General features: G+C 70.1%; 24 protein-coding genes. 9 read left to right on the forward strand and 15 right to left on the reverse strand.

Annotation, left to right across the window (positions count from 1 at the left end):
- Positions 1-150 precede the first annotated feature (150 nt).
- Together KYX17_RS19905 and KYX17_RS19910 are read left to right on the forward strand one after the other, a co-directional pair.
- On the forward strand, positions 151-507 hold the full coding sequence (locus KYX17_RS19905) for a helix-turn-helix transcriptional regulator (RefSeq protein ID WP_243228857.1): 357 nt from the start codon (positions 151-153) through the stop codon (positions 505-507).
- Position 508: 1 nt separating this feature from the next.
- Positions 509-1,495: an SRPBCC family protein gene (locus tag KYX17_RS19910; protein ID WP_243228859.1), complete on the forward strand. Its 987-nt coding sequence runs from the start codon at positions 509-511 to the stop codon at positions 1,493-1,495.
- On the opposite strand, the gene KYX17_RS19915 is transcribed toward KYX17_RS19910, so the two are convergent.
- Together KYX17_RS19915 and KYX17_RS19920 are read right to left on the reverse strand one after the other, a co-directional pair.
- Positions 1,490-2,206 carry a hypothetical protein gene (locus tag KYX17_RS19915; RefSeq protein WP_243228861.1) on the reverse strand — a complete coding sequence of 239 codons (717 nt, stop codon included), beginning with the start codon at positions 2,204-2,206 and terminating at the stop codon, positions 1,490-1,492. The two genes, KYX17_RS19910 and KYX17_RS19915, sit on opposite strands and share 6 nt — an antisense overlap.
- Positions 2,207-2,289: 83 nt before the next feature.
- Positions 2,290-2,676, reverse strand: a complete 387-nt coding sequence (locus KYX17_RS19920; protein ID WP_243228863.1) for a hypothetical protein — start codon at positions 2,674-2,676, stop codon at positions 2,290-2,292.
- Between the two features lie 71 nt (positions 2,677-2,747).
- On the opposite strand from KYX17_RS19920, the gene KYX17_RS19925 reads away from it, so the two are divergent.
- Positions 2,748-3,797 (forward strand): mechanosensitive ion channel family protein, encoded by a 1,050-nt coding sequence (locus KYX17_RS19925; RefSeq protein ID WP_243228865.1) that lies wholly within the window; start codon positions 2,748-2,750, stop codon positions 3,795-3,797.
- A 5-nt stretch (positions 3,798-3,802) separates the two neighbouring features.
- On the opposite strand, the gene KYX17_RS32345 is transcribed toward KYX17_RS19925, so the two are convergent.
- From KYX17_RS32345 to KYX17_RS19940, 3 genes are all read right to left on the reverse strand, one after another.
- Positions 3,803-4,591 (reverse strand): ribonuclease H, encoded by a 789-nt coding sequence (locus KYX17_RS32345; RefSeq protein WP_308220917.1) that lies wholly within the window; start codon positions 4,589-4,591, stop codon positions 3,803-3,805.
- 75 nt (positions 4,592-4,666) lie between these two features.
- Positions 4,667-4,993 carry a hypothetical protein gene (locus KYX17_RS19935; protein WP_243228867.1) on the reverse strand — a complete coding sequence of 109 codons (327 nt, stop codon included), beginning with the start codon at positions 4,991-4,993 and terminating at the stop codon, positions 4,667-4,669.
- Between the two features lie 36 nt (positions 4,994-5,029).
- Entirely contained in the window at positions 5,030-5,521 is a 492-nt protein-coding gene (locus KYX17_RS19940; protein ID WP_243228870.1) for a DUF3108 domain-containing protein, read from the reverse strand.
- A gap of 38 nt (positions 5,522-5,559) precedes the next feature.
- Between KYX17_RS19940 and KYX17_RS19945 the strand changes: the two genes are divergently transcribed.
- The gene (locus KYX17_RS19945) at positions 5,560-6,744 is read left to right on the forward strand and encodes an FAD-dependent oxidoreductase (protein ID WP_243228872.1); all 1,185 of its coding nucleotides are present in this window, start codon (positions 5,560-5,562) and stop codon (positions 6,742-6,744) included.
- A gap of 23 nt (positions 6,745-6,767) precedes the next feature.
- Here the strand turns inward: KYX17_RS19945 and KYX17_RS19950 are convergent, their stop codons facing one another.
- The 5 genes from KYX17_RS19950 to KYX17_RS19970 form a co-directional block, all read right to left on the reverse strand.
- Positions 6,768-7,310: a TetR/AcrR family transcriptional regulator gene (locus tag KYX17_RS19950; protein WP_243228874.1), complete on the reverse strand. Its 543-nt coding sequence runs from the start codon at positions 7,308-7,310 to the stop codon at positions 6,768-6,770.
- A 26-nt stretch (positions 7,311-7,336) separates the two neighbouring features.
- The gene (locus KYX17_RS19955) at positions 7,337-7,546 is read right to left on the reverse strand and encodes a hypothetical protein (RefSeq protein WP_243228875.1); all 210 of its coding nucleotides are present in this window, start codon (positions 7,544-7,546) and stop codon (positions 7,337-7,339) included.
- 17 nt (positions 7,547-7,563) lie between these two features.
- A complete protein-coding gene (locus KYX17_RS19960) occupies positions 7,564-8,466 on the reverse strand; it encodes a VOC family protein (RefSeq protein WP_243228877.1) in 903 nt (300 codons plus the stop codon).
- Positions 8,467-8,560: 94 nt separating this feature from the next.
- On the reverse strand, positions 8,561-9,010 hold the full coding sequence (locus KYX17_RS19965; protein ID WP_243228879.1) for a hypothetical protein: 450 nt from the start codon (positions 9,008-9,010) through the stop codon (positions 8,561-8,563).
- Entirely contained in the window at positions 8,988-10,052 is a 1,065-nt protein-coding gene (locus tag KYX17_RS19970) for a M4 family metallopeptidase (protein ID WP_243228881.1), read from the reverse strand. The genes KYX17_RS19965 and KYX17_RS19970 overlap by 23 nt, the downstream gene beginning before the upstream one ends.
- A gap of 151 nt (positions 10,053-10,203) precedes the next feature.
- Here KYX17_RS19970 and KYX17_RS19975 point away from each other — a divergent pair, with 151 nt between their 5' ends.
- Entirely contained in the window at positions 10,204-11,712 is a 1,509-nt protein-coding gene (locus KYX17_RS19975) for an SDR family NAD(P)-dependent oxidoreductase (RefSeq protein WP_243228882.1), read from the forward strand.
- Positions 11,713-11,863: 151 nt separating this feature from the next.
- Here the strand turns inward: KYX17_RS19975 and KYX17_RS19980 are convergent, their stop codons facing one another.
- Positions 11,864-12,202 (reverse strand): helix-turn-helix domain-containing protein, encoded by a 339-nt coding sequence (locus KYX17_RS19980; protein ID WP_243228884.1) that lies wholly within the window; start codon positions 12,200-12,202, stop codon positions 11,864-11,866.
- 76 nt (positions 12,203-12,278) lie between these two features.
- Between KYX17_RS19980 and KYX17_RS19985 the strand changes: the two genes are divergently transcribed.
- Entirely contained in the window at positions 12,279-12,932 is a 654-nt protein-coding gene (locus KYX17_RS19985; RefSeq protein WP_243228886.1) for an FMN-dependent NADH-azoreductase, read from the forward strand.
- Between the two features lie 119 nt (positions 12,933-13,051).
- On the opposite strand, the gene KYX17_RS19990 is transcribed toward KYX17_RS19985, so the two are convergent.
- On the reverse strand, positions 13,052-14,113 hold the full coding sequence (locus tag KYX17_RS19990; RefSeq protein WP_283818187.1) for a HAMP domain-containing sensor histidine kinase: 1,062 nt from the start codon (positions 14,111-14,113) through the stop codon (positions 13,052-13,054).
- 10 nt (positions 14,114-14,123) lie between these two features.
- Positions 14,124-14,795: a response regulator transcription factor gene (locus tag KYX17_RS19995; RefSeq protein ID WP_243228889.1), complete on the reverse strand. Its 672-nt coding sequence runs from the start codon at positions 14,793-14,795 to the stop codon at positions 14,124-14,126.
- Between the two features lie 88 nt (positions 14,796-14,883).
- Here KYX17_RS19995 and KYX17_RS20000 point away from each other — a divergent pair, with 88 nt between their 5' ends.
- From KYX17_RS20000 to KYX17_RS20010, 3 genes are all read left to right on the forward strand, one after another.
- On the forward strand, positions 14,884-15,534 hold the full coding sequence (locus KYX17_RS20000) for a M15 family metallopeptidase (protein ID WP_243228891.1): 651 nt from the start codon (positions 14,884-14,886) through the stop codon (positions 15,532-15,534).
- A 155-nt stretch (positions 15,535-15,689) separates the two neighbouring features.
- Positions 15,690-16,775: an alanine racemase gene (gene alr, locus KYX17_RS20005; RefSeq protein ID WP_243228893.1), complete on the forward strand. Its 1,086-nt coding sequence runs from the start codon at positions 15,690-15,692 to the stop codon at positions 16,773-16,775.
- Positions 16,772-17,761, forward strand: coding sequence for a D-alanine--D-alanine ligase (locus tag KYX17_RS20010; protein ID WP_243228895.1), 990 nt, complete (start codon positions 16,772-16,774; stop codon positions 17,759-17,761). Before alr ends, KYX17_RS20010 begins: the two co-directional genes overlap by 4 nt.
- 29 nt (positions 17,762-17,790) lie before the next feature.
- On the opposite strand, the gene KYX17_RS20015 is transcribed toward KYX17_RS20010, so the two are convergent.
- Together KYX17_RS20015 and KYX17_RS20020 are read right to left on the reverse strand one after the other, a co-directional pair.
- Positions 17,791-20,301: an RNA helicase gene (locus KYX17_RS20015; protein WP_243228896.1), complete on the reverse strand. Its 2,511-nt coding sequence runs from the start codon at positions 20,299-20,301 to the stop codon at positions 17,791-17,793.
- Between the two features lie 43 nt (positions 20,302-20,344).
- Positions 20,345-22,963 carry a hypothetical protein gene (locus KYX17_RS20020; protein WP_243228898.1) on the reverse strand — a complete coding sequence of 873 codons (2,619 nt, stop codon included), beginning with the start codon at positions 22,961-22,963 and terminating at the stop codon, positions 20,345-20,347.
- Between the last annotated feature and the right edge of the window lie 13 nt (positions 22,964-22,976).

Raw genomic sequence — 22,976 nt, forward strand, 5'->3', positions numbered from 1 at the left:
CGGGTTCGAACTCGGCCCCGCCTGACATGGAATCGATCCTCGCGGTGAGGCACCACCGAGAGGACCGTCCGCGCTTACGGGGCATTTCCAGCAAGCGGTAGCACAGAAACCTCTTGACACGCCATCCGCGCTGCCCTAACGTACAACCAAATGGTTGTACAAAAAGAACTGAGCGAAGCGGAGATCGACCGTGTGTTCCACGCACTGGCGACGTCGACGCGGCGTGACATCCTGCGCAGGACGATCGAGCAGGAGCAGTCCGTCTCGGAGCTCGCCGCCGACTATGACATGTCCTTCGCGGCCGTCCAGAAGCACGTCGCCGTGCTCGAAGCCGCCCACCTCATCGTCAAGCGCGCCGAAGGACGCGAGCGGCTCGTCCGCGCGAATCCCGAGATGATCGCCCGCGCCAGGGCGCTCCTCGCCCGATACGAAGACCTCTGGCGGGCGCGCATCGCCCGCCTCGACGACCTGCTGGCCCAGCCGGCGTCCGAAACCGAAGGAGAATGAAATGCCTGTCACCGATGTCATCACCGACGCCGAGAACCTCACCATGACCGTGATCGCGGACTTCGCGGCGCCGGTCGAACGCCTCTGGGCCGCCTACAGCGATCCGCGTCAGCTCGAGCGCTTCTGGGGCCCTCCCGGGTGGCCGGCCACCTTCACCGCGTGGGACCACACGGTCGGTGGACGCGCGATCTACACGATGCGCGGCCCCCGCGGGGAGAGCTCGACCGGGTCGTGGGAGTTCCTGTCGATCGACGGGCCTTCGGGCTTCGAGGTGATCGACACCTTCGCCGACGAGAACGGCGAGCCGCTGAAGGACTTCCCCGCCATGCGCATGGTGTTCACGTTCTCGGAGACCGAGGGCGGAAGCCGCATGGTGAACACGAGCTACTTCGAGTCCGCCGAGGCGCTGGAGCAGGTCGTCGAGATGGGCGCCGTGGAGGGCACCCGGATGGCGATGGCGCAGATCGACGCGGTCCTGCAGGATCTGCGCGACTACGCGGAAGGCAAAGGCGTCCAGGTCGAGCTCCTGGACGACACGCACGTGCGCATCACCCGACTCGTGAACGGGCCGCGCGATCTCGTGTGGCGAGCCCACCACGACCCGGAGCTGCTCGCGAAGTGGATGCTGGGACCGGACGGCTGGGAGATGACCGAATGCGTTCCGGGTACCGAGGTCGGCGCATCGCACCGGACCTCGTGGGCTCCGGTCGGCGACACCGAGGGCGAGCCGTTCGGCTTCGAGGGCGAAGTGCTGCAGTTCGACCCGCCGCGCCGCGCGGTCACCACCGAGCGCATGCAGGGCATGCCCACCGAGACGCTCAACGATCTCAACCTCTATGAGGAGGACGGCGCGACGCTGATCACGCTGCTCATCGAGTATCCCGACAAGGACACCCGCGACATGATCCTCGCCACCGGGATGGCGGACGGCATGGAGTCCTCCTACGCGCGACTCGAGGAGACGGTGCTCGCCGGCACGCGCTCATAGCCGAACCGAATCCGCCCCGAGACCGGCCGACCCCACGCGGGTCGGCCGGTCTCGGCGTTCCGCCGAGTCCTGGAAGGCGATCGTCGCGACGATGCCGATCAGTAGGATGAGCTCGAATGCGTTCGTGGCGGCGCCGCTGTCGACCGGGATCGGCACGGCGCTGCCCGCCACCATGATCACCGTCACGATCGTGAGCCAGGGCCAGCGCCGCCGCACCCACACGCCGATTCCCGCCACCAGCAGAGCCGCGGCGACGGCGAGGACCATGAGCGGCGGACCGGATGCCGCGCTCGCATCGTCGTAGCTCAGCGACCCGTACTCGCGCACCGGCTCCAGGACGAGCCCCGTCGCGCCGACGACGATCTCGTACGCCATGAGCGCGAGCGTCACCAGCACCGCGACGACGACCGCGGCCGGCCGCATCGCCCATCGGATGCCGGAACGCGCGAGGATGCTCCAGGCCACGACGACCAGCAGCGGCGTCAGGAGAGCGTGGAGCCAGAAGCGCGCAGCGTTGGCCGCCTCGAGGGCCGGGCCTTCGCCGATCATCGCCCCGAAGCCGAGGATCGCGTTGTCGTAGACGAGTCCCAGGATGACGAGCAGGACGAAGTCCGACGCACTCGGACGTCCGCGAAGGGCGAGCAGGATCAGGCCCCACGCGAGCAGCGCCGCGTAGGCGCCGGCGAAGCACAGGTACAGGATGCTGTCCACGATCATCTCCTCCGGTGATGACCCACCGTAGGCTCCGCGCGCACGGGTGCGATGCCGGTTGACAGCGTCCGGCGGCTGTGAGATCAGCGGGGTCGGCGCGTCGACCAGAGTGCCACCGCGACGAGCACCGGTTGGAAGAAGAGCCGCACGAACCGCTTCATGTCCGTGTCGAGCCCGAAGCCGTCGCGGCGGTGCATCCACTGGGAGACGTTCCCGGGGAAGACGGCGACGAAGAACAGCGCGGCGATCACGCCGACGAGGCCGCGGCGTCTCCGGGCGGCGAGCAGCGCGGTGCCCAGCCCGATCTCGACGACTCCCGACGCGACGACCGTGGTGTCCGGATCGAGTGGCAGCGACTCGGGCACCTGCGCACGGAACTCGCGGCGGGCGAAGGTCAGGTGGGCGGCGCCGGCGAACACCAGTCCGGATCCCAGAAGGATGCGGCCGATTCTCCGCGCGGGCGTCGACATGGTGCGAGTGTACGCCCGGACGGCGCCGTCCGGGCTCGCAGGCAGGCGCGGCCCCGACGTACGGTGGGGTGATGATGGATTGGACATCCTGGCCCGGAACCGCCGTCGCGATCGTCATCGCCCTGGTGGCAGCGTTCGCCGCCGCCGTCCTGATGAGGCTGATCTCGGCGATCGTGAGCCGGAAGGTGCCCTGGGTCAAGGACCTGGAGCGTCGGGTGCGTCGCGCATGGGTGTCGGTGTGCCTCGTCGTGGGGCTGTGGATCGCGTGCGCGATCACGGAGCCGGCGGACCAGCAGTGGTGGCCGGCCACCGCGCGGCTGTTCCTCATCCTCACGATCCTGTTCGGAGCCTGGCTCATCGCGGCCCTGGTGTCCTTCGGCTTCGAACGGCTCCTGCTGCGCAACGACGTCACTCTCGCCGGCGCGGACATGCGCCGCCGGCGGACCCAGATCATCGTGATCCACCGGCTCGTCCTCGTGCTCATCGGCGTGGCGGCCGTCGGCACAGCGCTGTTCACCTTCCCCGAGCTGCGCGTCGTCGGCACGAGCCTGCTCGCCTCCGCGGGCATCGTCAGCATCATCGCCGGGCTCGCGGCGCAGTCCATCTTCGGCAACCTCATCGCCGGCATCCAGATCGCCTTCACGGACGCGATCCGCGTCGGCGACGTGGTGGTCGTGGAAGGGGAGTGGGGGAGGATCGGCGAGATCAACCTCTCCTACGTCGTCGTGTACATCTGGGACGAACGCCGCCTCGTCGTACCGTGCAGCTACTTCACGACCACGCCGATCGAGACCTGGACGCGCCACTCCGACAAGATCCTCGGGACCGTCTACATGGACCTGGACTGGCGGGTGCCGATGGATGCCGTCCGCGAGAAGTTCCTCGAGATCGTCGAGGCATCGCCCGCTTGGGACCGGCGTTCGGCCGGGGCCGTGGTGACCGATTCCGTCGGCGGCCACGTGACGGTGCGCTTCGTGATGTCGTCCAAGGACTCCGCCGATCAGTGGGATCTGCGCTGCGAGGTGCGCGAGAAGCTCATGACCTGGTTGCAGCAGGAGCACCCGGAGGCGCTCCCGCGGACCCGGGTGCTCGTCGACGAGGGGGCCGCGCGAGCCGACTGAAGCCGTCAGATCAGCCGGCGCAAAGCCTCTTCGAGCGACACGCCCTGGGCGTCCGCCCGGTCGCGCAGCCGCGCGTGCTCGTCCGGCGTCAGCGAGACGCGGAGGTCGATCGCGTCGACGGCGGGGGAGTCCAGTCCTGCCAGCAGGTCGGACGTCTCAGCCCACAGCGGTGCGGCGAGAGATGCCGCTGCCGCTGGCGACGGCGCGCATGCCGCGGCGACGGCCGCGGTGTCGGATGCCGGGGGGCGTGCGGATTCGCGCGCCGGCGGGGTGCTGCCGGCAGCTGCGGCGACGGCCGCCGCTCCGGCGACCGCGGCTCCGGCATCCGACGCCCGGGTGAAGCCGGGGCCCCGGCGCGGCTCCTGCTTCTGCTGGTACGCCTTCGCGGCCGCGTTCGCGCGCTCGTCCGCCGCCTCGTTCAGCGGGTGCCCGGCGTGGCCCTTCACCCAGGAGAAGGACACGTCGCGACCGCGCATCGCCTCGTCGAGCGCCTCCATGAGGTCGCGATTGAGCACCGGGCCGCCGTCGGACTTCCGCCACCCCCGACGCTTCCACCCCGGCATCCACTTGGTGATGGAGTCGATGACGTACTTGCTGTCGCACTCGATGAGCAGCTTCTCGTCGGTGCCGGCGGTCGCGCGGAGCAGTTCCAGCACCGCCTGCAGCTCGCCCTGGTTGTTCGTGCCGTGCGGCGACCCGCCGGCGGCCCAGTTCGCGTCGTCGATGTACCAGGCCCAGCCGTTCGGGCCGGGGTTCCCGAGGGCGGAGCCGTCTGCGGCGGCGGTGATCGTCATCCTTCGAGCGTAGCCGCGCCATGCTCGCGTCCCGGGCGCGTCCCGCCTTGAGGGGCGGTCAGTGCGGCAGGGTGCTCAGGCGCGGCGGAAGGTGAAGTAGCCGGCGACGGCACCGTGGTTCACGACGCCCTCCCCGGTGCCGAAGATGCGCTGCGAGGTCGTCGCGCCGCTCTCCACGAACGTGTACCCGGTGTGCTCGAGGCGCCATCCGATCCGCTCGACCTCGCTGAGGAAGTACCCGACCGTCTCATCCGTCGACATGACGTTCCCGGCCGAGCCCCACGACGAGGACTCTCCGGTCAGCAGGCTCACGTCCAGCTGCAGATGCAGGAGCACGTCTCCGCGGGCGAGCGCATCCCGCGCGTGCTGCAGGTGGCGGGCGGCGATGTCGGCTGTCGGCATGAGATCCCCCTCGGTGTCGGCACCAGCGTATCCGGCTCAGCCACGCTCGATCGCGACGACAGTCGTACGCTGGACGCCGCCGTCCACAGTGGTCTCGAACCGCACCGGCATGCCCGGATGCGCGACGGAGAACCAGAACGTGTCCGGCGCGGCGTCCGGGTTCTCGCGCACCTCATAGCGCAGGCAGTCCACGCGTCCGATCGGCAGATCGAGCGTCTCGGTCGAGAGTGTCGTGCGATCCGAGGGGAAGGCCGCGTGACCCTGGAGCTCGCTCCAGGTGACCCGACCGCTCGAGATCGCGCCCTCGACGATTCCCGTCTCACCCGACGTCCAGCGCTCGAGCGTCGCCCCGTCCGCATCGGTGTCGCGGAACCGGTTGACGCGCAGCGTGCGCGTGCCGTCGGGGTGCTCGACGAGGATCCGGATGGTCTTGCCGGAGCCTGCCGCCGCGCGGATCTCATCGGCTGTGAACGGTGTCGGCAGCAGGCCGGGGCCGAGGAGGTGCGCGTCGGGATCGGCGTCGATCATGCTTCCATTCTGACTCCGGCGCACGCCATGCTGTACGCATGGATGCCCGTTTCGACACGGACTGCGTGATCGCCGGCGGCGGGCCGGCCGGCCTCATGCTCGGACTGCTGCTCGCGCGTGCGGGGGTGAACGTGACCGTGCTCGAGAAGCACGCCGACTTCCTGAGGGACTTCCGCGGTGACACGATCCATCCGTCCACGCAGGAGCTGCTCGGTGAGCTCGGGCTGCTCGACGCCTTCCTCGCTCGACCGCACGCCGACATGCCCCGGATCGGAATCAGCTGGCACGGGACCGAGCTGACGCTCGCCGACTTCACGCATCTGCCCACGCGTCGCAGGGTGATGTCGTTCATGCCGCAGTGGGACTTCCTGGATCTGCTGGCCGACGCGGCGTCCGCGCTCCCTTCGTTCCGTCTGCTCCGGTCGACGCGCGCCGACACCCTCATCCGTGACGGCGGACGGATCGTCGGAGTCCGTGCCACGGGCCCCGAAGGCGATGTCGAGATCCGGGCGCGTCTGGTCGTGGACGCCTCCGGTCGCGACTCGGAGCTCAGAGCGGCCGCCGGGCTGACGCCGGTCGGCGTCGCCGCGGCGATGGACGTCCTCTGGTTCCGGCTGTCCAAGGCTCCCGGAGAGTCGTATCCGTTCATCCAGGCCGGCGCGGGCATGATCATCACGATCGATCGCGGCGACTTCTTCCAGATCGCGCATGTCATCCCTGCGGGATCCTGGACCGGCTCCGAAGACGACGTGGCGCGGATGAGGCGGCGCGTCGCCGCGATCTCGCCGCGCATGGCCGGACCGGTCGCGGACGTCGGCCCGGACGCGGTGCACCTGCTCCGCGTGCGGCTCGAGCGCCTGCGCCGGTGGCACGTCGACGGCATGCTCTGCATCGGGGACGCGGCGCACGCCATGTCGCCGGCCGGGGGAGTGGGCATCAACCTCGCGATCCAGGATGCCGTGGCCACCGCCCGCATCCTGGGGCCGATCCTCCGCGACCGGATGCCGACGACCCGCGACCTGCGCCGCGTGCAGCGCCGCAGGGAATGGCCGATGCGGGTGACGCAGGCCGTGCAGCGCGCACTGCAGCGTCCTCTGCTGGCCACGACGGATGCCGCCACCGGACTGCCGCTTCCGCTGCGAGTGGTGCGCGATCACCCGAGGCTCACCCGGATCACGGGCCGGTTCATCGGACTCGGGGCGCGGCCGGAGCACCTCGCCTGACCACAGCCCGCTGCGCGCGGCGCTCAGCGCGCAATACGCCGGACGGCCTCGCGGATGAGGGCGCGGTCCGTCGGCGTCACATCCAGCGCGCTGTGGATGCTGACCCCTTCGATCATCGCGTCGAGCAGCTGCGCGGTGACCGGATCGAAATGGCGTTCCAATGCGACGCGGCTGCGCGCCATCCACGCGCTGGTGAGCTCGCGATAACGCTCATCCCGTGCGGCCAGGGTGTACAGCTCGTGGGAGAGGACGAGTTCGCGGTGTCCGGCGAAGACGTCCTGCTGAATGAGATCGACCACGGCGTCCTCGGCCTGCTCCCGCGTCATCTCGTGCCCGAGCCGGGCCTCGAAGCCGTCGGCGATGGAGTGCGAGAAGCGCGTGAACGCCTCGCGCAGCAGCTCATCCATCCCGGCGAAGTGGTAGGTCATCGACCCCAGAGGGACGCCCGCGGCCTCGGCGACGCGCCGGTGCGTCGTCCCGGCGACGCCGCGCTCGGCGATCACGTCGAGGCAGGCGTCGATGATGCGGTCGCGGCGCTCGGGGTCGTAGCGCGGGTTCGTGGGCATGTGTACGATTGTACACATGCGGATGCTCACGGTTCCGGCGGAGCGGCGTCGCCGTGCTCGGCCGCCGTGGGCGCGGGTGGCGGAACGGGGAACACGATCGACTCGACGGTCCCGCCGAGTCCGAGGGTCGAGGGGTCGACGACGGGTGCGGGCAGCGAGTCCGCGGCATCCGTCTCAAGCGGTTCCCCGGGCAGCGCCGCCCAGGCGCTCTTCTCCTCGGGGCGCTGCGTGAACATTCCCATCCGTCGTCCGTTCAGTAGTCGGCGATGACGATCTTCTTCTGTCCCATCATCGTCTCGTACGCTCCGGGGCGCGACATGAGCTCGCCCATCTTCTCGGGGACGATCTGCCAGCTCACGCCGTACCGGTCGGCGAGCCAGCCGCACTGCTCGGCCTCCGGGACGGCGCTGAGCCGCTCCCACAGCCGATCGATCTCCTCCTGATCGCGGCAGCGCACCTCGAGGGACACGCCGCATGTGAAGGTGAAGTCCTGCTCGACGGCGGAATCCATCATCGAGAACCACTGTCCGGCCAGGCAGAACTCGCCGAACATGACGTCTCCGGCCGCGGCCGGACCAGTCTGCTCGGGATATTCGGCGATGAACCCGACGCGGGAGTCCTCGAGCAGCGACGTGTAGAACTCCGCCGCCTCCTGCGCTTTGCCCTGGACCGGGCCGGAGAACATCAGCTGCGGGATGATGAAGGGGCGCGGGTCCCCTTCCGGATCGGTGAGCAGCAGTTGCCAGCTGACGCCGAAGCGATCCTCGACCCAGCCATAGCGGCGGCTGAACGGATACTCGCCCAGCTCCATCAGGACGCGACCGCCGCTGGACAGGCCCGCCCAGGTCTCATCGAGCGCCTGTCGCGCGGCTTCAGCGTCTCCGCCGAAGGCGAGCGGATCGAAGTTCAGCATGAACGAGATCGAGGGGTTCGGTCGGAACTCGTCGCCCGCGTTGATCAGGACCAGCCGGTAGCCGTCGATGTGCAGGTCGACGGTCAGCGTCTGACCCGCGAAGGACGACTGCCAGTCCGGGACGTCGTCGGGATAGCGCGCGCCCACTGACGCGCTGGCGTTTCGGAAGACCTCGCTGTAGAAGCCGCCGGCCTCATCGGCGTTGCGGTCGAACCAGATGTTGGGGACGATCTTCTGCGGCATGTCGGTGCTCCCACTCCTTCGTCGGACTCTGGTTCCACCCTGCGCCGACGGCGCATCCGCCGCAAGGGGTGTCCGGGGTCCGACGCGCGGGCCGTCAGGTGGCGGAGCGGACGGCTTCGACGAGCTCCCGCCACGGACCGACCAGCGCCTGCTCCGGCACCTCCTGCTCGACGCGCAGCTCGGGCGTGCGGGCGCGGATGCTCCAGACGAACCGATCCGCGGCGCCGGCGGTCGCGGACTCACCATCTGCGGGAACCGCCGCTCGCGTGCCGGCCGCCCTCTCGGATGCCGGGCGGGAGCGATCGGCATCCTCCTCGTCCGGCGTGCGGTGCGGATCCGCCTCGGGCGGAGCGCTGTCGCCGGGCCGCTCGGGATCGGGGTCGAGCTGCTCCGGAGCATCCCACGGGCACTGCCGGACGAGCAGGATCCAGCGGTCGGCGTCGTCCGCGCCAGCGTCGACACGCCAACGTCGCCGCAGCCCTGCGAGACCGCCGGTGCGCACGACGACGATCGTCACGACCTCATCGGGGTGCGGATCGCTCATCTGCATAGACGCCGACGGTCGTCCACGCCGTGCGGACGGCCGAGGCCACCTCCGATTCCTCACCGTACAGGTGGGCTGCGGCATCCGCAGTGGCATCTGCGAACGCGCGGAAGTCCGCCGTCGAGGACAGGTCGCCGGTCAGCGCGCGGTACCAGACCTGCCCCGCCCGCTCCCATGCGTGGCCGCCCAGGCTCTGCGCGGCGAGGGCGAATGCGCGGTTCGGGATGCCGGAGTTGATGTGGACCCCGCCGTTGTCCTCGGTCGTGGTGACGAAGTCGCGCATGTGCGCGGGCTGCGGGTCCTTGCCGAGTTCATCGTCGTCATAGGCGGTTCCGGGCTCGATCATCGACCTCAGCGCCCTGCCCTGCACCTCATCGGTGAAGATGCCCTCGCCGATCAGCCAGCTGGCGGCCTCCGCGGTCTGCCTGGCGGCGTGCTGTTCGGTCAGGGCGCCGAAGACGTCCGCGATCGATTCGTTCAGGGCGCCGGACTGCCCCTGGTAGACGAGGCCAGCGGTGTGCTGGATCACGCCGTGCGCGAGCTCGTGGCCGATCACGGAGAGCGCGCCGGTGAACCCCCGGAACACCTCGCCGTCGCCGTCGCCGAACACCATGCGCTCTCCGTCCCAGAAGGCGTTGTCGTAGTCGACGCCGTAGTGCACGGTGGCGTCGAGCGGAGCGCCCGCGTCGTCCAGGGAGTTGCGGGCGAACGCCGCCAGCAGGAGCTCGAAGGTGGCGCCGAGCCCGTCGAAGGCCTCGTTGACCGCGGCATCGTCGACCGGGCCGTCGTCCTCGGCGCGGACGACGACGCCGGGGAGGGTCTCGGTGTTCTGGGCGTCGCTGATCGTGCGGTTCGGAGCATCCGTGAGCTCGGCCACCAGGGAGCCGTCGGCGTCGATCGACAGGGTGATGCGGCCGCGGAACGGCGGCCGCCCGGCGAGCAGGGTCTGGCGCGCGGCGTCGGCGGCGCGGGGGAACCGGCCGGACTCGGCGAGGCGGGCCAGCAGGTAGGCGGGGACGATGCCGTGCGATCCGGTGCTCATGAGGACGACGGTACGCCGCACCGGGGACATCCGCTCGTGTCCGTGCCGTTCTCCCCGGGGGTTCCCGGTTCCCCGTCGGCAGGGGCGGAGGCGGGGCGCCGGGGTCGGCACGGCGAGGGGATGCCCAGGTCGCTCGCGTAGAATCGGCGCAATGACCGATGCTCCCGATCCCCTGCTGGACTCCGGCATCGACCCCGCGGATCTGGAGACGACGTTGCGCGTGCTGGCCACGCTGCACGAGATCGATCAGGATCATCCCGACTTCATCGCCGTCCGGCGGGCCACGGCAGCCATGTTCAAAGCTGCCAAGCGCGTGCGCCGCAAGGAGATCCGCGACGCGATCGCCGAGGCGGACAAGGCCGTCGTCGCGAACACCGCGACCGGAGCGCCCGACCGCATCGACGACGAGACGCGAGGCATTCCCCTCGCGGCATCGACCGACGCTCCGTCGGCCGGGACGCTGCTCAAGCCCCGCAACTGCTACATCTGCAAGCAGCCGTACACCGTCGTCGACGCCTTCTACCACCAGCTGTGCCCCGAGTGCGCGCGCTTCAGCCACGCCAAGCGGGACGCGCGGACAGACCTCACCGGCCGTCGGGCGCTGCTCACCGGTGGACGCGCCAAGATCGGCATGTACATCGCACTGCGCCTGCTGCGCGACGGAGCGCACCTGACGATCACGACGCGCTTCCCGCGCGACGCGGTGCGCCGGTTCACGTCGCTCCCCGATTCCGCGGACTGGCTGCACCGCCTCCGCATCGTCGGGATCGATCTGCGGGACCCGGCCCAGGTGATCGGCCTCGCCGACTCGGTCGCGGCTCAGGGTCCGCTCGACATCCTCATCAACAACGCCGCGCAGACGGTGCGGCGCTCTCCCGGCGCGTACTCCCTGCTGGCGGATGCCGAGCTGCAGCCGCTGCCGGACGGACCTCTGCCCGAGATGGAGACCTTCGGGCACACGGCCGATCCGCACCCGCAGGCGCTGCAGGCCTCGGTGGACTCGCACCCGCTGCTGTCGGTGGCGGCGCTTGCCGGCACGGTCGCCGAGCAGGGTGGCCAGGCGCTGACCGCCGAGGAGCTCGCGAAGCTCGCGATGGCGCCGGGTTCGTCGTCGCTCGAGAAGCACGCGGACGGCACGGCGATCGACGCCGGCGGGCTCGTCCCCGATGTCAATCGTGTCAACAGCTGGGTGCAGTCGGTCGAGCAGGTGGATCCGCTCGAGATGCTCGAGGTGCAACTCGCCAACACGACGGCTCCGTTCCTGCTCATCTCGCGGCTGCGCGCCTCGATGGCGGCATCCTCCTTCGACAGGAAGTACGTCGTGAACGTGTCGGCCATGGAGGGTCAGTTCTCCCGCCGGTACAAGGGGCCGGGGCATCCTCACACGAACATGGCGAAGGCGGCGCTGAACATGCTCACGCGCACGAGCGCGGGGGAGATGTTCGAGACCGACCGCATCCTGATGACCGCCGTCGACACCGGCTGGATCACGGACGAGCGGCCGCACTACACGAAGGTCCGGCTCGCCGAGGAGGGATTCCACGCGCCGCTCGACCTCGTCGACGGAGCCGCGCGCGTGTACGACCCCATCGTGCAGGGTGAGGCCGGTACCGACCTGTACGGCGTGTTCCTCAAGGACTACAAGCCCAACCCCTGGTGAGTGCGCGGCGAGCGTTCGTGTCAGAGGCGGAGCGGATCACTCCGGGGGCCGACACGCCAGACGTCGGACGCTTTCGCACGAACGGTCCGACGGGTGGCGTGCCGGCCCCCGATGCGGAGTCGTCGAGCGGCGCCAGACGGCCGGATCGTCGTCAGTGCGCGGCGGCGCCGAGGTTCGCGGATGCCCACCGGCCGAGCTGGTCGAGGATGGGAAGCAGCCCGCGTCCGCTCTCGGTGAGCTCGTAGGAGACCGACACCGGAGGACCCGTCTCGACGGTGCGCGCCACGAGCCCGGCCTGGGCGAGCTCGGTCAGACGGTCCGACAGGACCGTGTCGCTGATGCCGGACACCGAACGCCGCAGCGCCGCGAACGAGGCGGCCTCGGTGCCCAGGGTCGCGACGATCATGCCGTTCCAGCGCTTCCCGAGCACGCTGAAGGCCAGTGTCACCGCGGCGTCGCAGATCTGAACGCCCTCGTCGGTCTCGGCCATGCCCTCAGTCTAGCGTGCTACGCTGACCGGAGTCGCTAAGAAAAACAGAGCGACTACGAAAAGAGAAAGGTCATTCATGTCCCTGTTCCGCCTGGACGCCAGCATCCTGCCCGCGACCTCCGCCAGCCGCTCGCTCGCCGACCTCGTCGAGGCGGAGTGGACGTCCGCGCATCCGGATTCGACGGTCACGCGCCGTGACCTCGCCCTCGACCCGGTGCCGGCGACCGCCTGGGTCGACGCCGTGACCGGTGGTTTCGTCGACGAGGCGCAGCGCACTCCGGCCCAGACCGCTGCCCGGGAGCTGGCGACGACCTTCGCCGACGAGCTCATCGGAGCGGACGCGCTCCTGTTCGCCGTTCCGCTCTACAACTACGGCGTCTCGCAGCACTTCAAGACCTGGTTCGACCTCGCCTACACCGACCCGCGCATCGACCCGACGGGCACGGCGCTGAACGGCAAGCCCGCGACGCTCGTCACGGTGCTCGGCGGGAACTACGGCCCCGGCACGCCCAAGGAGGGCTGGGACCACTCCACCGGCTGGTTGCGCCGCGTGCTCGAGGACGTCTGGGGCCTGGACCTGCGCGTCGTGCAGCGGCCGTTCACCCTCGTCGGCGTGAACCCCGCCATGGACGCGTTCGCGGATGCGGCTCAGGAGCTGAAGGATGCTGCGGAGCAGACCGCTCGCACCTACGGCCGGGAGATCGCGGCGAAGCGCGGCACCGCGGCCTGATCCGCCGGGTGCGGATGTCGGGAGGTTTCCCGGGTGCCCGGTGACTCGCCCGCGCGTCGCCCGACGTCCGGGGGATCTCCCGACATCCGCACCACCCTCGGCGGATGCTCGTGGCGACGTCAGCCTGCGATGCGCGGCATCCACACCGTGACGACGAGCCCTCCGCCGTGGCGCGGCGACAGGACGAGCGAGCCGTCATGCGCCTCGACGATCCGCCGGGCGATGGCGAGACCGAGTCCGACGCCGACGTGATCCTCACTGCGCGTGCGCTCCGCACCCCGCTGGAACGGCTCGGCGAGCGTCGCGATCAGCGGCTCGGGCAGCTCCGGCCCGCTGTTCTCGACCACCAGTGCCACCGAGCCCGGGTACACGTGGGTCCGCACGAACACGAGCCCCGCCTGGAGATTGTGCACAATCGCGTTGTGCACGAGGTTCGTCACGAGCTGCTGCAGCAGCGGCCCCGATCCGGACACGATCCCGGCATCCCCGCCGACGTCGACCGCGATGCTTCGCCGATCCGCCAGCGGGGCGAGGGTCTCGACGGCCTCCTCGGCGAGCAGTGACAGGTCCACCCGCTCGCGCGTGAAGGCGCGCCGCTCCGCTCTGCTGAGCAGCAGCAGAGCCTCGGTGAGTTCGATCGCGCGCGTGTTGACGTCCTGCAGCCGGTCGATCAGCGCATCAACGTCCCGATCGGGATCCGTGCGCGCCACCTCGAGCATCGTGCGCGAGATCGCCAGCGGCGTGCGCAGCTCGTGCGACGCGTTGGCGGCGAAGCGCTGCTGTTCGGCCACATGCGCTTCGAGACGGTCGAGCATGGAGTCGAACACGTCGGCGAGGTCGCGGAATTCGTCCCCTCGACCCTCCATCGCGACGCGCTGGGACAGCGAACCGTGCGCGACATCCTGCGCGACGCGTCCGATGCGGTCGAGCGGGGCGAGCATGCGCCCGGCGAGCCACCATCCGCCGCCGATCCCGATGGCCAGCAGCACGATCATGACGAGCACCGCAGCCGGGACGAAGGCACGGATCAGGTCGCTCTGGTTCGGCACGAAGCGGTCCGCGATGATCCCGCCGTCGGGAACATACCGCAGAAGGAATACAGCGACCGCCGCGAGCAGGAGGACCCCGGATGCCACCACGAGCGCGGCATAGCTCAGGGTGAGCTTGAGGCGCGCGCTCATGCCGCGGCGCCTAGGCATCGGCATCCGTTCCGACCCGGTAGCCGACCCCCGGAACCGTGAGGATCAGCTGCGGCTCGCCGAGGCGCTTGCGCAACGAGGAGACCGTGATGCGCACCGCGTTCGTGAAGGGATCGGCGTTCTCGTCCCACGCGCGCTCGAGCAGCTCTTCGGCGCTGACGACGCCGCCCGCGGCACCGACGAGCACCTCCAGCACGGCGAACTGCTTGCGGGTCAGGGACACATAGCGTCCGTCTCGGAACACCTCGCGGCGGAACGGGTCCAGCCGCAGTCCCGCGATCTCGAGCACGGGAGGGCGGACATGTGCGCGGCGCCGGTCGAGCGCGCGCAGGCGCAGGATCAGTTCGCGCAGCTCGAACGGCTTCGTCAGGTAGTCGTCGGCGCCGAGCTCGAACCCGGTCTCCTTGTCGTCGAGTCGATCGGCCGCGGTGAGCATGAGGATCGGGATGCCGCTGCCGGAGGCGACGATCCAGCGGGCGATGTCGTCCCCGGAGGGTCCGGGGATGTCGCGGTCGAGCACCGCGATGTCGTAGGAGTTCACCGCGAGGAGCTCGAGGGCGGTGTCGCCATCTCCGGCGATGTCAGCGGCGATCGCCTCGAGTCGGAGGCCGTCACGGACCGCCTCCGCGAGATAGGGCTCGTCCTCGACGATCAGCACGCGCATGTCAGGCATCCTACGCAGGCGCGCATATCGGGAGCATATGAGAAATCGCATACGCTCTCGCAACAGGGCACCGCGTGGACTGGTTCCCATGAATGCTCGTCCTGCCCTTTCACGCGCCGCCCGGCGCGGTCGTGCACTGCTCGCCCTCACGGTGGTGATCGCCGCGGCGGCCCTCGTGTTCGTCTTCCAGGCGCTGTCGGCCGCGAACGGAACCACGACCCTTCCGCCTCTCGCCGGGGCCGAGACGGACACCGCGTCGCAGCCCGGTTCGACCGGTGAGCCGACGGCCGCGGACGGCCGTCTGGGCGACGCGCATCCCAGCGTTTTCGACGACGAGAGCCCGGCCGTTGCGAACCTCGATCCCGCGCTCCTCGAGGCGCTGCGGTCGGCGGCGTCGGATGCTGCGGACGAGGGCATCGAGCTGCGGGTAAACAGCGGCTGGCGGACTCCGGAATACCAGCAGTGGCTCCTCGACAACGCGGTCGCCGAGTACGGCTCGTCCGAGGAGGCGGCCCGCTGGGTGGCGACGCCGCAGACCTCCGCTCACGTCACGGGAGACGCCGTCGACCTCGGCGGGGACGACGCCCTGGACTGGCTCGTCCAGCACGGTGACGACTACGGCCTGTGTCAGATCTACGCCAACGAGCGCTGGCACTACGAACTGCGGCCGGATGCCGAAGCCCACGGCTGTCCGCAGATGTACGCGGACCCCACCGACGACCCGCGGATGCAGTCGTGAGCCTCATCGCGCCCGGGACAGATGAACGGTCAGGGGACGGATGCACGACGGGACGACGGGATGCGATCATGCATCCGTCCCCGAGCCATGCAGATGCTCCGGCGCACGCGAACTCCGCCGAGCCGCCAGCGCCGGCAGGTTCGGGCCTCGGCCGGATGCCCCGACCGACGCTGCGCACCGACCGGTCGGCGATCGCGGCGAACGTCGCGCGTGTGCGCGCCGCGACGTCGAGCGAGATCATGGCGGTCGTCAAGGCGGACGGATACGGGCACGGCGCCGTCACGGTCGCCCGGGCCGCCGTCGCGGCGGGGGCCACGTGGCTCGGAGTCACCGACGTCACAGAGGCGGTCGCGCTGCGGGAGGCGGGCCTCGAGCAGCCGATCCTGTCCTGGCTGAACCCCGCGGGCGTGGATGCCGCGCTGGCCGCCGCGCGCAGCGTGGACGTCGCGGTGGGCTCGGTCGACGAGCTGCGCGATCTGCTTGATGATGCCGTGGCCCCGCTGCGCGTCCACCTGCAGTTCGACACCGGGATGGCCCGCGGTGGCACGCCGATCGGCGAGTGGCACGAGCTGCTGCGCGTCGCCCGCGACGGACGCGACCGCGGCCTCATCGACGTCGTCGGCGTGATGGGGCACCTGCCTCTGGCCGACCACGCGGATCCGGCCGCCAACACTCCGGCGGTGCTGCGGATGCGCCAGGCTCGGGACGCGGTCCTGCGCGCCGGGTTCGGTCCCGTCCGCGTGCACCTCGCGGCGACCGCCGGCGCCCTGACCGACCCCGCGACGCACTTCGACCTCGTGCGCGTCGGGGCGGGACTGGTCGGCATCGATCCCTCGGACACGGTGCCCCTCGTCGGTGCGGGGCGGCTCACGGCCCCGGTCGTGCACGCCGCGCGCGTGGCGGCGGGTACCGCCGTCGGGTACGGCGCCGATCACGTCACGGCATCCGACACCCACCTGTGCGTCGTGGGGGTCGGCTACGCCGACGGCATTCCGCGCGAGCAGGCCGGCGGCGGCGTCGAGATCGCGGGTGCGCGGCATCCGATCGTCGGGCGGGTGTCCATGGATCAGGTCGTCGTCGACACCGGCGACGTCCTCGTCGAACGTGGAGCGATCGCGACCGTGTTCGGACCCGCCGGCGGAGCGGCGCCGACCATCCAGGAATGGGCGCGCTGGGCCGCGACCATTCCGCACACCATCGTCACCGGCATTGGGCCGCGTATCGGAAGGAGCATCGAATGAACCACGTCGTCGTGATCGGCGGAGGACAGAATGCGGAGCACGACGTGTCCCTCGCGTCGGCCGCCGCGGTCGTGAACGCGCTGCGGGGCCGGGGGGCCCTCGTGGACACGCTCACGATCGGCCGGGACGGAGTGTGGTCCTCGGAGTCGGGTCCGCTGGGACTGGGGGTGGCGGACTCGCTGGCCGCTGCCGTCGTCCTGCTCGGCCGCGCGGACGTGGTTCTCCCCGTCGTGCACGGCGTCCTGGGCGAGGACGGGGCGCTCGCCGCGCTCTGCGCGCTGGCGGGGGCGCGCGTGGCCGGATCCGGGGTCGGGGCCGGGGCGATCGGCATGGACAAGTGGGCGACCAAGCTCGTCGCCGAGGCGGTGGGGATCCGCACCGCGCGGGGGCGGCTGGTCGCGGCATCCGACATCGGCGACGTCGAGTTCGAGGAGCCGGTCGTCGTGAAGCCGGTGTCGGCGGGGTCGAGCTTCGGGGTCTCGCTCGTGGAGGAGGCCGGGCAGCTGCGCCGTGCGCTGGACGCCGCGGCGCAGCACGACGGGCGCATCCTCGTCGAGGAGGTCGTGCGGGGGCGCGAGATCGACGTGGCCGTGCTGCGCGAGGCCGACGGCACGAGGTGGGCGGCTCCGCCGCTGGAGATCAGCACCGATGGGCTGTTCGACACCGAGACCAAGTATGACGGGTCCGCGCGGTTCACGGTCCCGGCGGTTCTGGATGCCGCGGAGCACGCCGCTCTGAGACGGGCGGCGCTGACGATGTTCGACGCGCTGGGGTGCTCGGGGGTCGCGCGGATCGACTTCTTCCTCACACCTGAGGGCCCGGTGCTGAACGAGGTGAACACGATGCCGGGGATGACGGCCGCCTCGCAGGTGCCGCGGATGTTCGCTGCGGCCGGCGTCGACTACGAGGAGCTGGTGGCTCGGCTGGTTGCGGGCGCACGGGTTCCGGTTGCGAGTCCGCGGAGTTCGGCGGGCGTCGCGGGCTGACGGGTGCACCCGGCGGCGGAACGCCCGCCCTACAGCCGATCGACGGCCGTCACCCGGACCACGGCCTCGCCGGCCTCGTCCGACGCCGCGAGGTCGATGGTCGCCGAGATGCCCCAGTCGTGATCGCCGGCCGGGTCGTCGAGGATCTGACGGACGGTCCAGGCATCCCGGCCCTCCGTGATGAGCAGCAGTTTTGAGCTGCGGGCGTCCGCGCCGGTGAGGATCTCGTCGTGGTCGGCGAAGTAGCCGTCCAGGGCGGCATCCCAGGCATCCGCCCCGAAGTCGGGATCGAGCTCCGCCAGCGCGTCGACGTCCTCGCGGGCGGCGAGCTGCACGCGGCGGAACAGCTCGTTGCGCACGAGGATGCGGAACGCGCGCACGTTCGACGTGAGCCGCTTGGGCGCCGGCGGCACGATCGGCTCCTCATCCGGGCGATGGGGGTCGACGATGCCGTTGTCGGTGCCGGCGCGCAGCTCCTCCCATTCGTCCAGCAGGCTGGAGTCGACCTGGCGCACGAGCTCGCCGAGCCATTCGATGAGATCGCGCAGGTCCTCGTTCTTCAGTTCCTCGGGGATCGTCTGGGAGGCGGCGCGATACGCATCCGAGAGATAGCGCAGCACGACGCCCTCGGAGCGGGCGATCTTGTACTGCGCGACATATTCCCCGAATGACATGGCGCGTTCGTACATGTCGCGGACGACCGATTTCGGCCGCAGCTCGAAGTCGCGGATCCAGGGCTGCGCCGCGCTGAACGTCTCGAACGCGGCATCCAGAAGCTCCTCGAGAGGCTTCGGGTAGGTGATCTGCTCGAGCAGCTCCATGCGCTCGTCGTAATCGATCCCCTCGGCCTTCATGGCGGCGACGGCCTCACCGCGGGCCAGGAACTCCTGCTGGCCGAGGATCGCACGAGGGTCGTCCAGCGTCGCCTCGACGATCGAGATCATGTCGAGCGCGAAGGTCGCGGAATCGGGATCCAGCAGTTCGAATGCGGCGAGGGCGAACGGGGAGAGAGGCTGGTTGAGCGCGAAGTTCGGCTGCAGGTCGACCGTGAGACGGATGCCGTCGGGTCCGTCCTCGACGACGCCGGACTCGCGCAGGGTGCGGTAGATCCCGAGTGCGCGGACGGCCAGCACCCGTTGCCGGGTGCGCGGCTCGTGGTTGTCGAAGATCAGCGAGCGGATGTTCGCGAACACGTCGCCGCCGCGGCCGATCACGTTGAGCATCATGGCGCTCGTGATCTGCATGTGCGAGGTGAGCGTCTCGGGCTCGGCGGCCACCAGCTTCTGGAACGACGGCTCGCCCCAGGACACGAAGCCGTCCGGCGCCTTCTTGCGGATGATCTTGCGCTTCTTCTTCGGGTCGTCGCCCGCCTTGCGGATGGCGGCGAGGTTCTCGGACTCGTGATCCGGCGCCTGCGCGACGACCGTTCCGGCGGTGTCGAACCCGGCGCGGCCCGCGCGACCGGCGATCTGGTGGAACTCGCGGGCGTTCAACTGCCGCATCCGGGTGCCGTCGAACTTCGTCAGCGCCGTGAGCAGCACGGTGCGGATCGGGACGTTGATGCCGACGCCGAGCGTGTCAGTGCCGCAGATGACCCGCAGCAGCCCGCGTTGCGCGAGCTGCTCGACCAGGCGCCGGTACTTCGGCAGCATGCCGGCGTGGTGCACGCCGATGCCCGCCCGCAGGAATCGCGAGAGCGTCTTGCCGAACGAGGTGGTGAAGCGGAAGTCCTTGATCAGCTCGGCGATCTCGTCGCGCTGCTCACGGGTGGCGATCCTGGTGCTCGACAACGCCTGCGCCCGCTCCATGGCGGCGGCCTGGGAGAAGTGCACGATGTAGATCGGCGCCTGGCCGGTGGAGAGCAGCTCCTCGATCGTCTCGTGGATCGGCGTCGTCTCGTAGTAGTGATGCAGCGGCACCGGGCGCTCGACGCCCGTGACCGTCGCCGTCCCGCGGGATGTGCGGTGGGTGAGATCCTGGGCGAGCTCGGTCACGTCGCCGAGCGTCGCCGACATCAGGACGAACTGCGCCTGCGGCAGTTCGAGAAGCGGCACCTGCCATGCCCAGCCGCGGTCCGGATCGCCGTAGAAGTGGAACTCGTCCATGACGACCTGGCCGACCTCGGCATCCGGGCCCTGCCGGAGCGCGAGATTCGCGAGGATCTCGGCCGTGCAGCAGATGATCGGGGCGTCGGCGTTGACGGCGGAGTCTCCCGTCACCATGCCGACGTTGTCGGGCCCGAAGACGTCGACGAGTGAGAAGAACTTCTCGCTCACGAGCGCTTTGATCGGGGCCGTGTAGTACGAGCGGCGGCCGTCGACGAGAGCCGCGAAATGCGCGCCGATCGCGACGAGCGACTTCCCGGTCCCGGTCGGCGTCGACAGGATCAGGTTGTTCCCCGACACGATCTCGATGAGGGCCTCGTCCTGGGCCGGGTACAGACGGATGCCGGTGGACTCCGCCCATTCGACGAACGCCGCGTAGACGGCGTCCGGGTCGGCGCCTTCGGAGAGGTGAGCAGGGGAGAGGAGCGCAGACATGGTCTTTCGATCATCCCCTACGCATCCCCTCCCCGGCGCACCGCTACGGGATCCGCACGCGCGCACGGGTCGTCACCGTGGACCCGTGCGCATTCATCACCTCACCCGTGTAGGTATACGCACCGGCGGCTCTGCCGCGCAGCACGATCGTCGACTTCTGCTTCCCCGACGACCGGACGGCGAGGATCTCCAGGGGCAAGGGCCTGCCGTTCTCGTGGAGGCGCACCGCGGTGGCCTGCGCGCCGTTGCGCACGTCGATCCGCAGCGCGATGCTGCCATCCGACGACGCCGACGCCCGCAGCGTCGTCGTTCCCGGCGCTGAGGCGGCCGGATCCGACCCGATGTCGAGCCCGTAGTACAGCCGTGGCGCGCCGTCGAGTGTGATCGTCACTCGGCCGTCCTTCGGCGTCAGGGTCCGCGCGCGTCCGATCGCGTCGATCTCCTTCACGGTCGCGGTGGCGCCGAACCCGAACGCGGTCTTGGTCTCCCAGGTGTCGACCCAGGGTTCCTCTGCAGGGAAGAAGGAGCCGTCACGCGTTCCCGCGGTGTTGAGAAGATAACCGTCTGCGCGCGACCAGAGCACGACCAGTTCGCCTCGCGGGGTGTCGAAGAGCAGTCCTCGAGCCTCGTCCGGCAGGTCCAGCCATCGCAGGAAACGCGCCCCGTCGAGGTGCTCGGCCGCGTTGGCCAGTGCGAGCAGATGCGGTTTGGGGCTGAGATCTCGCAGCAGCAGACCGTAGTGGTACTCGGGGTTGTCCGGGTCGGCGCCCACCGGACTCGCCTTCACGTTGTCGTAGAACTGGAACCACTGCATCACATCGACGCCCTTGGTCGGGGCGAGCGCTGCCGTCAGCAGCGTATTCTCGGCGGCGTGACGGTAGGTGTCGTGCCACCACGAGTTCGGTTTGGTCGGCGTGTAAGCCTCGGTCAACCAGAACTCCATGTCGCCGCCGGCGTACTCGTCGATCTGCCGCCGGGCCTCCGTGAGGGCTCCGTAGTAGTTCCAATACGAACCGCCGTCACCGGTCGCCCATTCGGAGGGTGTGGGAGCGTAGTCGGGCGTGAAGTTGCCGCGGCCCGGATGCAGATTGAACGCATGAGCACGATCCGCGAGTCCTGCTTCGAACATCTTCCGGGCGTAGACGTCGTCCATGCCCGCGAGCGCGACCGGGATGAACCGCATCTTCGAGCCGCGGCGATCGATCTCCTCACGGAACGCCGTCGCCCACTTCGTGACGTATTTCTCCGCTCCCACCCCCTTGCGCACGCCGCCGCGCATGTTCCATTCGTTCGCGCACTCGTAGTGGGTGGCCTGCGCCTTCTCGGCGAGGTCCAGTTCACTGCTCACGTAACCGGCCAGGGCGATCGGGTCTCCGTCGAACTCGTCGATGCTCGCCGGTGTGCGCAGGCGATGCTGGGTGAAGCCGTAGGTGGCGAGCTCCTCGGCCGTGAAATGCGCGTGGCGGCTTCGACGGAGGCCCAGACGGCGGATCAGTTCGCGCTCGGCGACGGGGCCGCGCAGATAGTCGGCGGACAATCCGAAGAACGACGGCGCGTCCGAGAACTCGTGCGGCGGCAGGACGGCGATGTTCGTGCGTTCATACGCGGCATCGTCGCCGGCCGTCACGGTGAGTTCGACGAACGCGATGCCCCGGCCGGGCAGGGAGACCCCGAGGTCCTCGGTGATCGTGGACCCGGCACCCACGGCTGCGCGGTGCGTCTTCTCGGCGATGACGCGGCCGTCGAAGTCATGCGCCACCCAGGTGAACATCACCTCACGGCCGGGAGCACCGTTGTACACGTGCGCGTGGACGATCAGCGGCTCCGCCGCCGTCTCCCAGATGTTGAACGGTCGATCGGTGCTGAGCTCGACGGCCAGCGCACGTCGTGACGCGATCGCTTCGACGATCGCAGGGCGCTCATCCGCGGGGCCCAGGACGACCCGTGCTGTCGCGCGGAAGACGCCCGCGGACACCGGAGACGCGGGGAGATGCACCGCGCCGTTGTCCCGCCACCCGGAATTCGCACCGGGGGCGACGATCGACAGAGCCGTGTCTCCGCGCTCCTGCACGAACATCGTGCGCGCACCGTCCTGATAGGGGATGCCGCCGCGCGGATCTCTCACCCAGTCGGCGGGACCGTGGAAGGTCTCCGTGACCGTGCCCGCGGGCACGGGCTCACGCCTCATCATCCCCGTGCTCATCGTCGTGGCGCCGGGGAGGTTCACGTCATACACGATCTCCAGGCTGCGCCCGCGTGGGGTGAACGTGCCGCGCACGGACGATCCCGCCGGGGCATTGGGCGGCACATCCCACGTCACGATGAGTGCCGGCGTGCCGTCCGGAGCGGTTCCGAGCGCGCTCGTGCCGGTGGTGAGGTTGAGGACGCCGGAGCGATAGCCCGTGAAGCGCTGAACCTGCGTGCCGGCAGCGTCCAGGAGCGTGACCCGGCCGCCGTCGGCGCGGATGGAGAATCCCGTGCCGGCGAGCACGAGATCGGTGTCCGCCACCGCGGACGCCGGGGCGGCGTCCAGCAGCAACTGGGCGCCGATCACGCCGACCGCGGCAGCTCCGAACAGCTGGCGGCGGGTGAGGTGGATGCGATCGGCGAGGCCGAAGGCCGCGCCGGGGTCCGATGCGTTCTCACGTGCGTCCTCGGACATGAGTGCTCCTTCT

It is taken from the genome of Microbacterium sp. CIAB417, assembly GCF_022788845.1.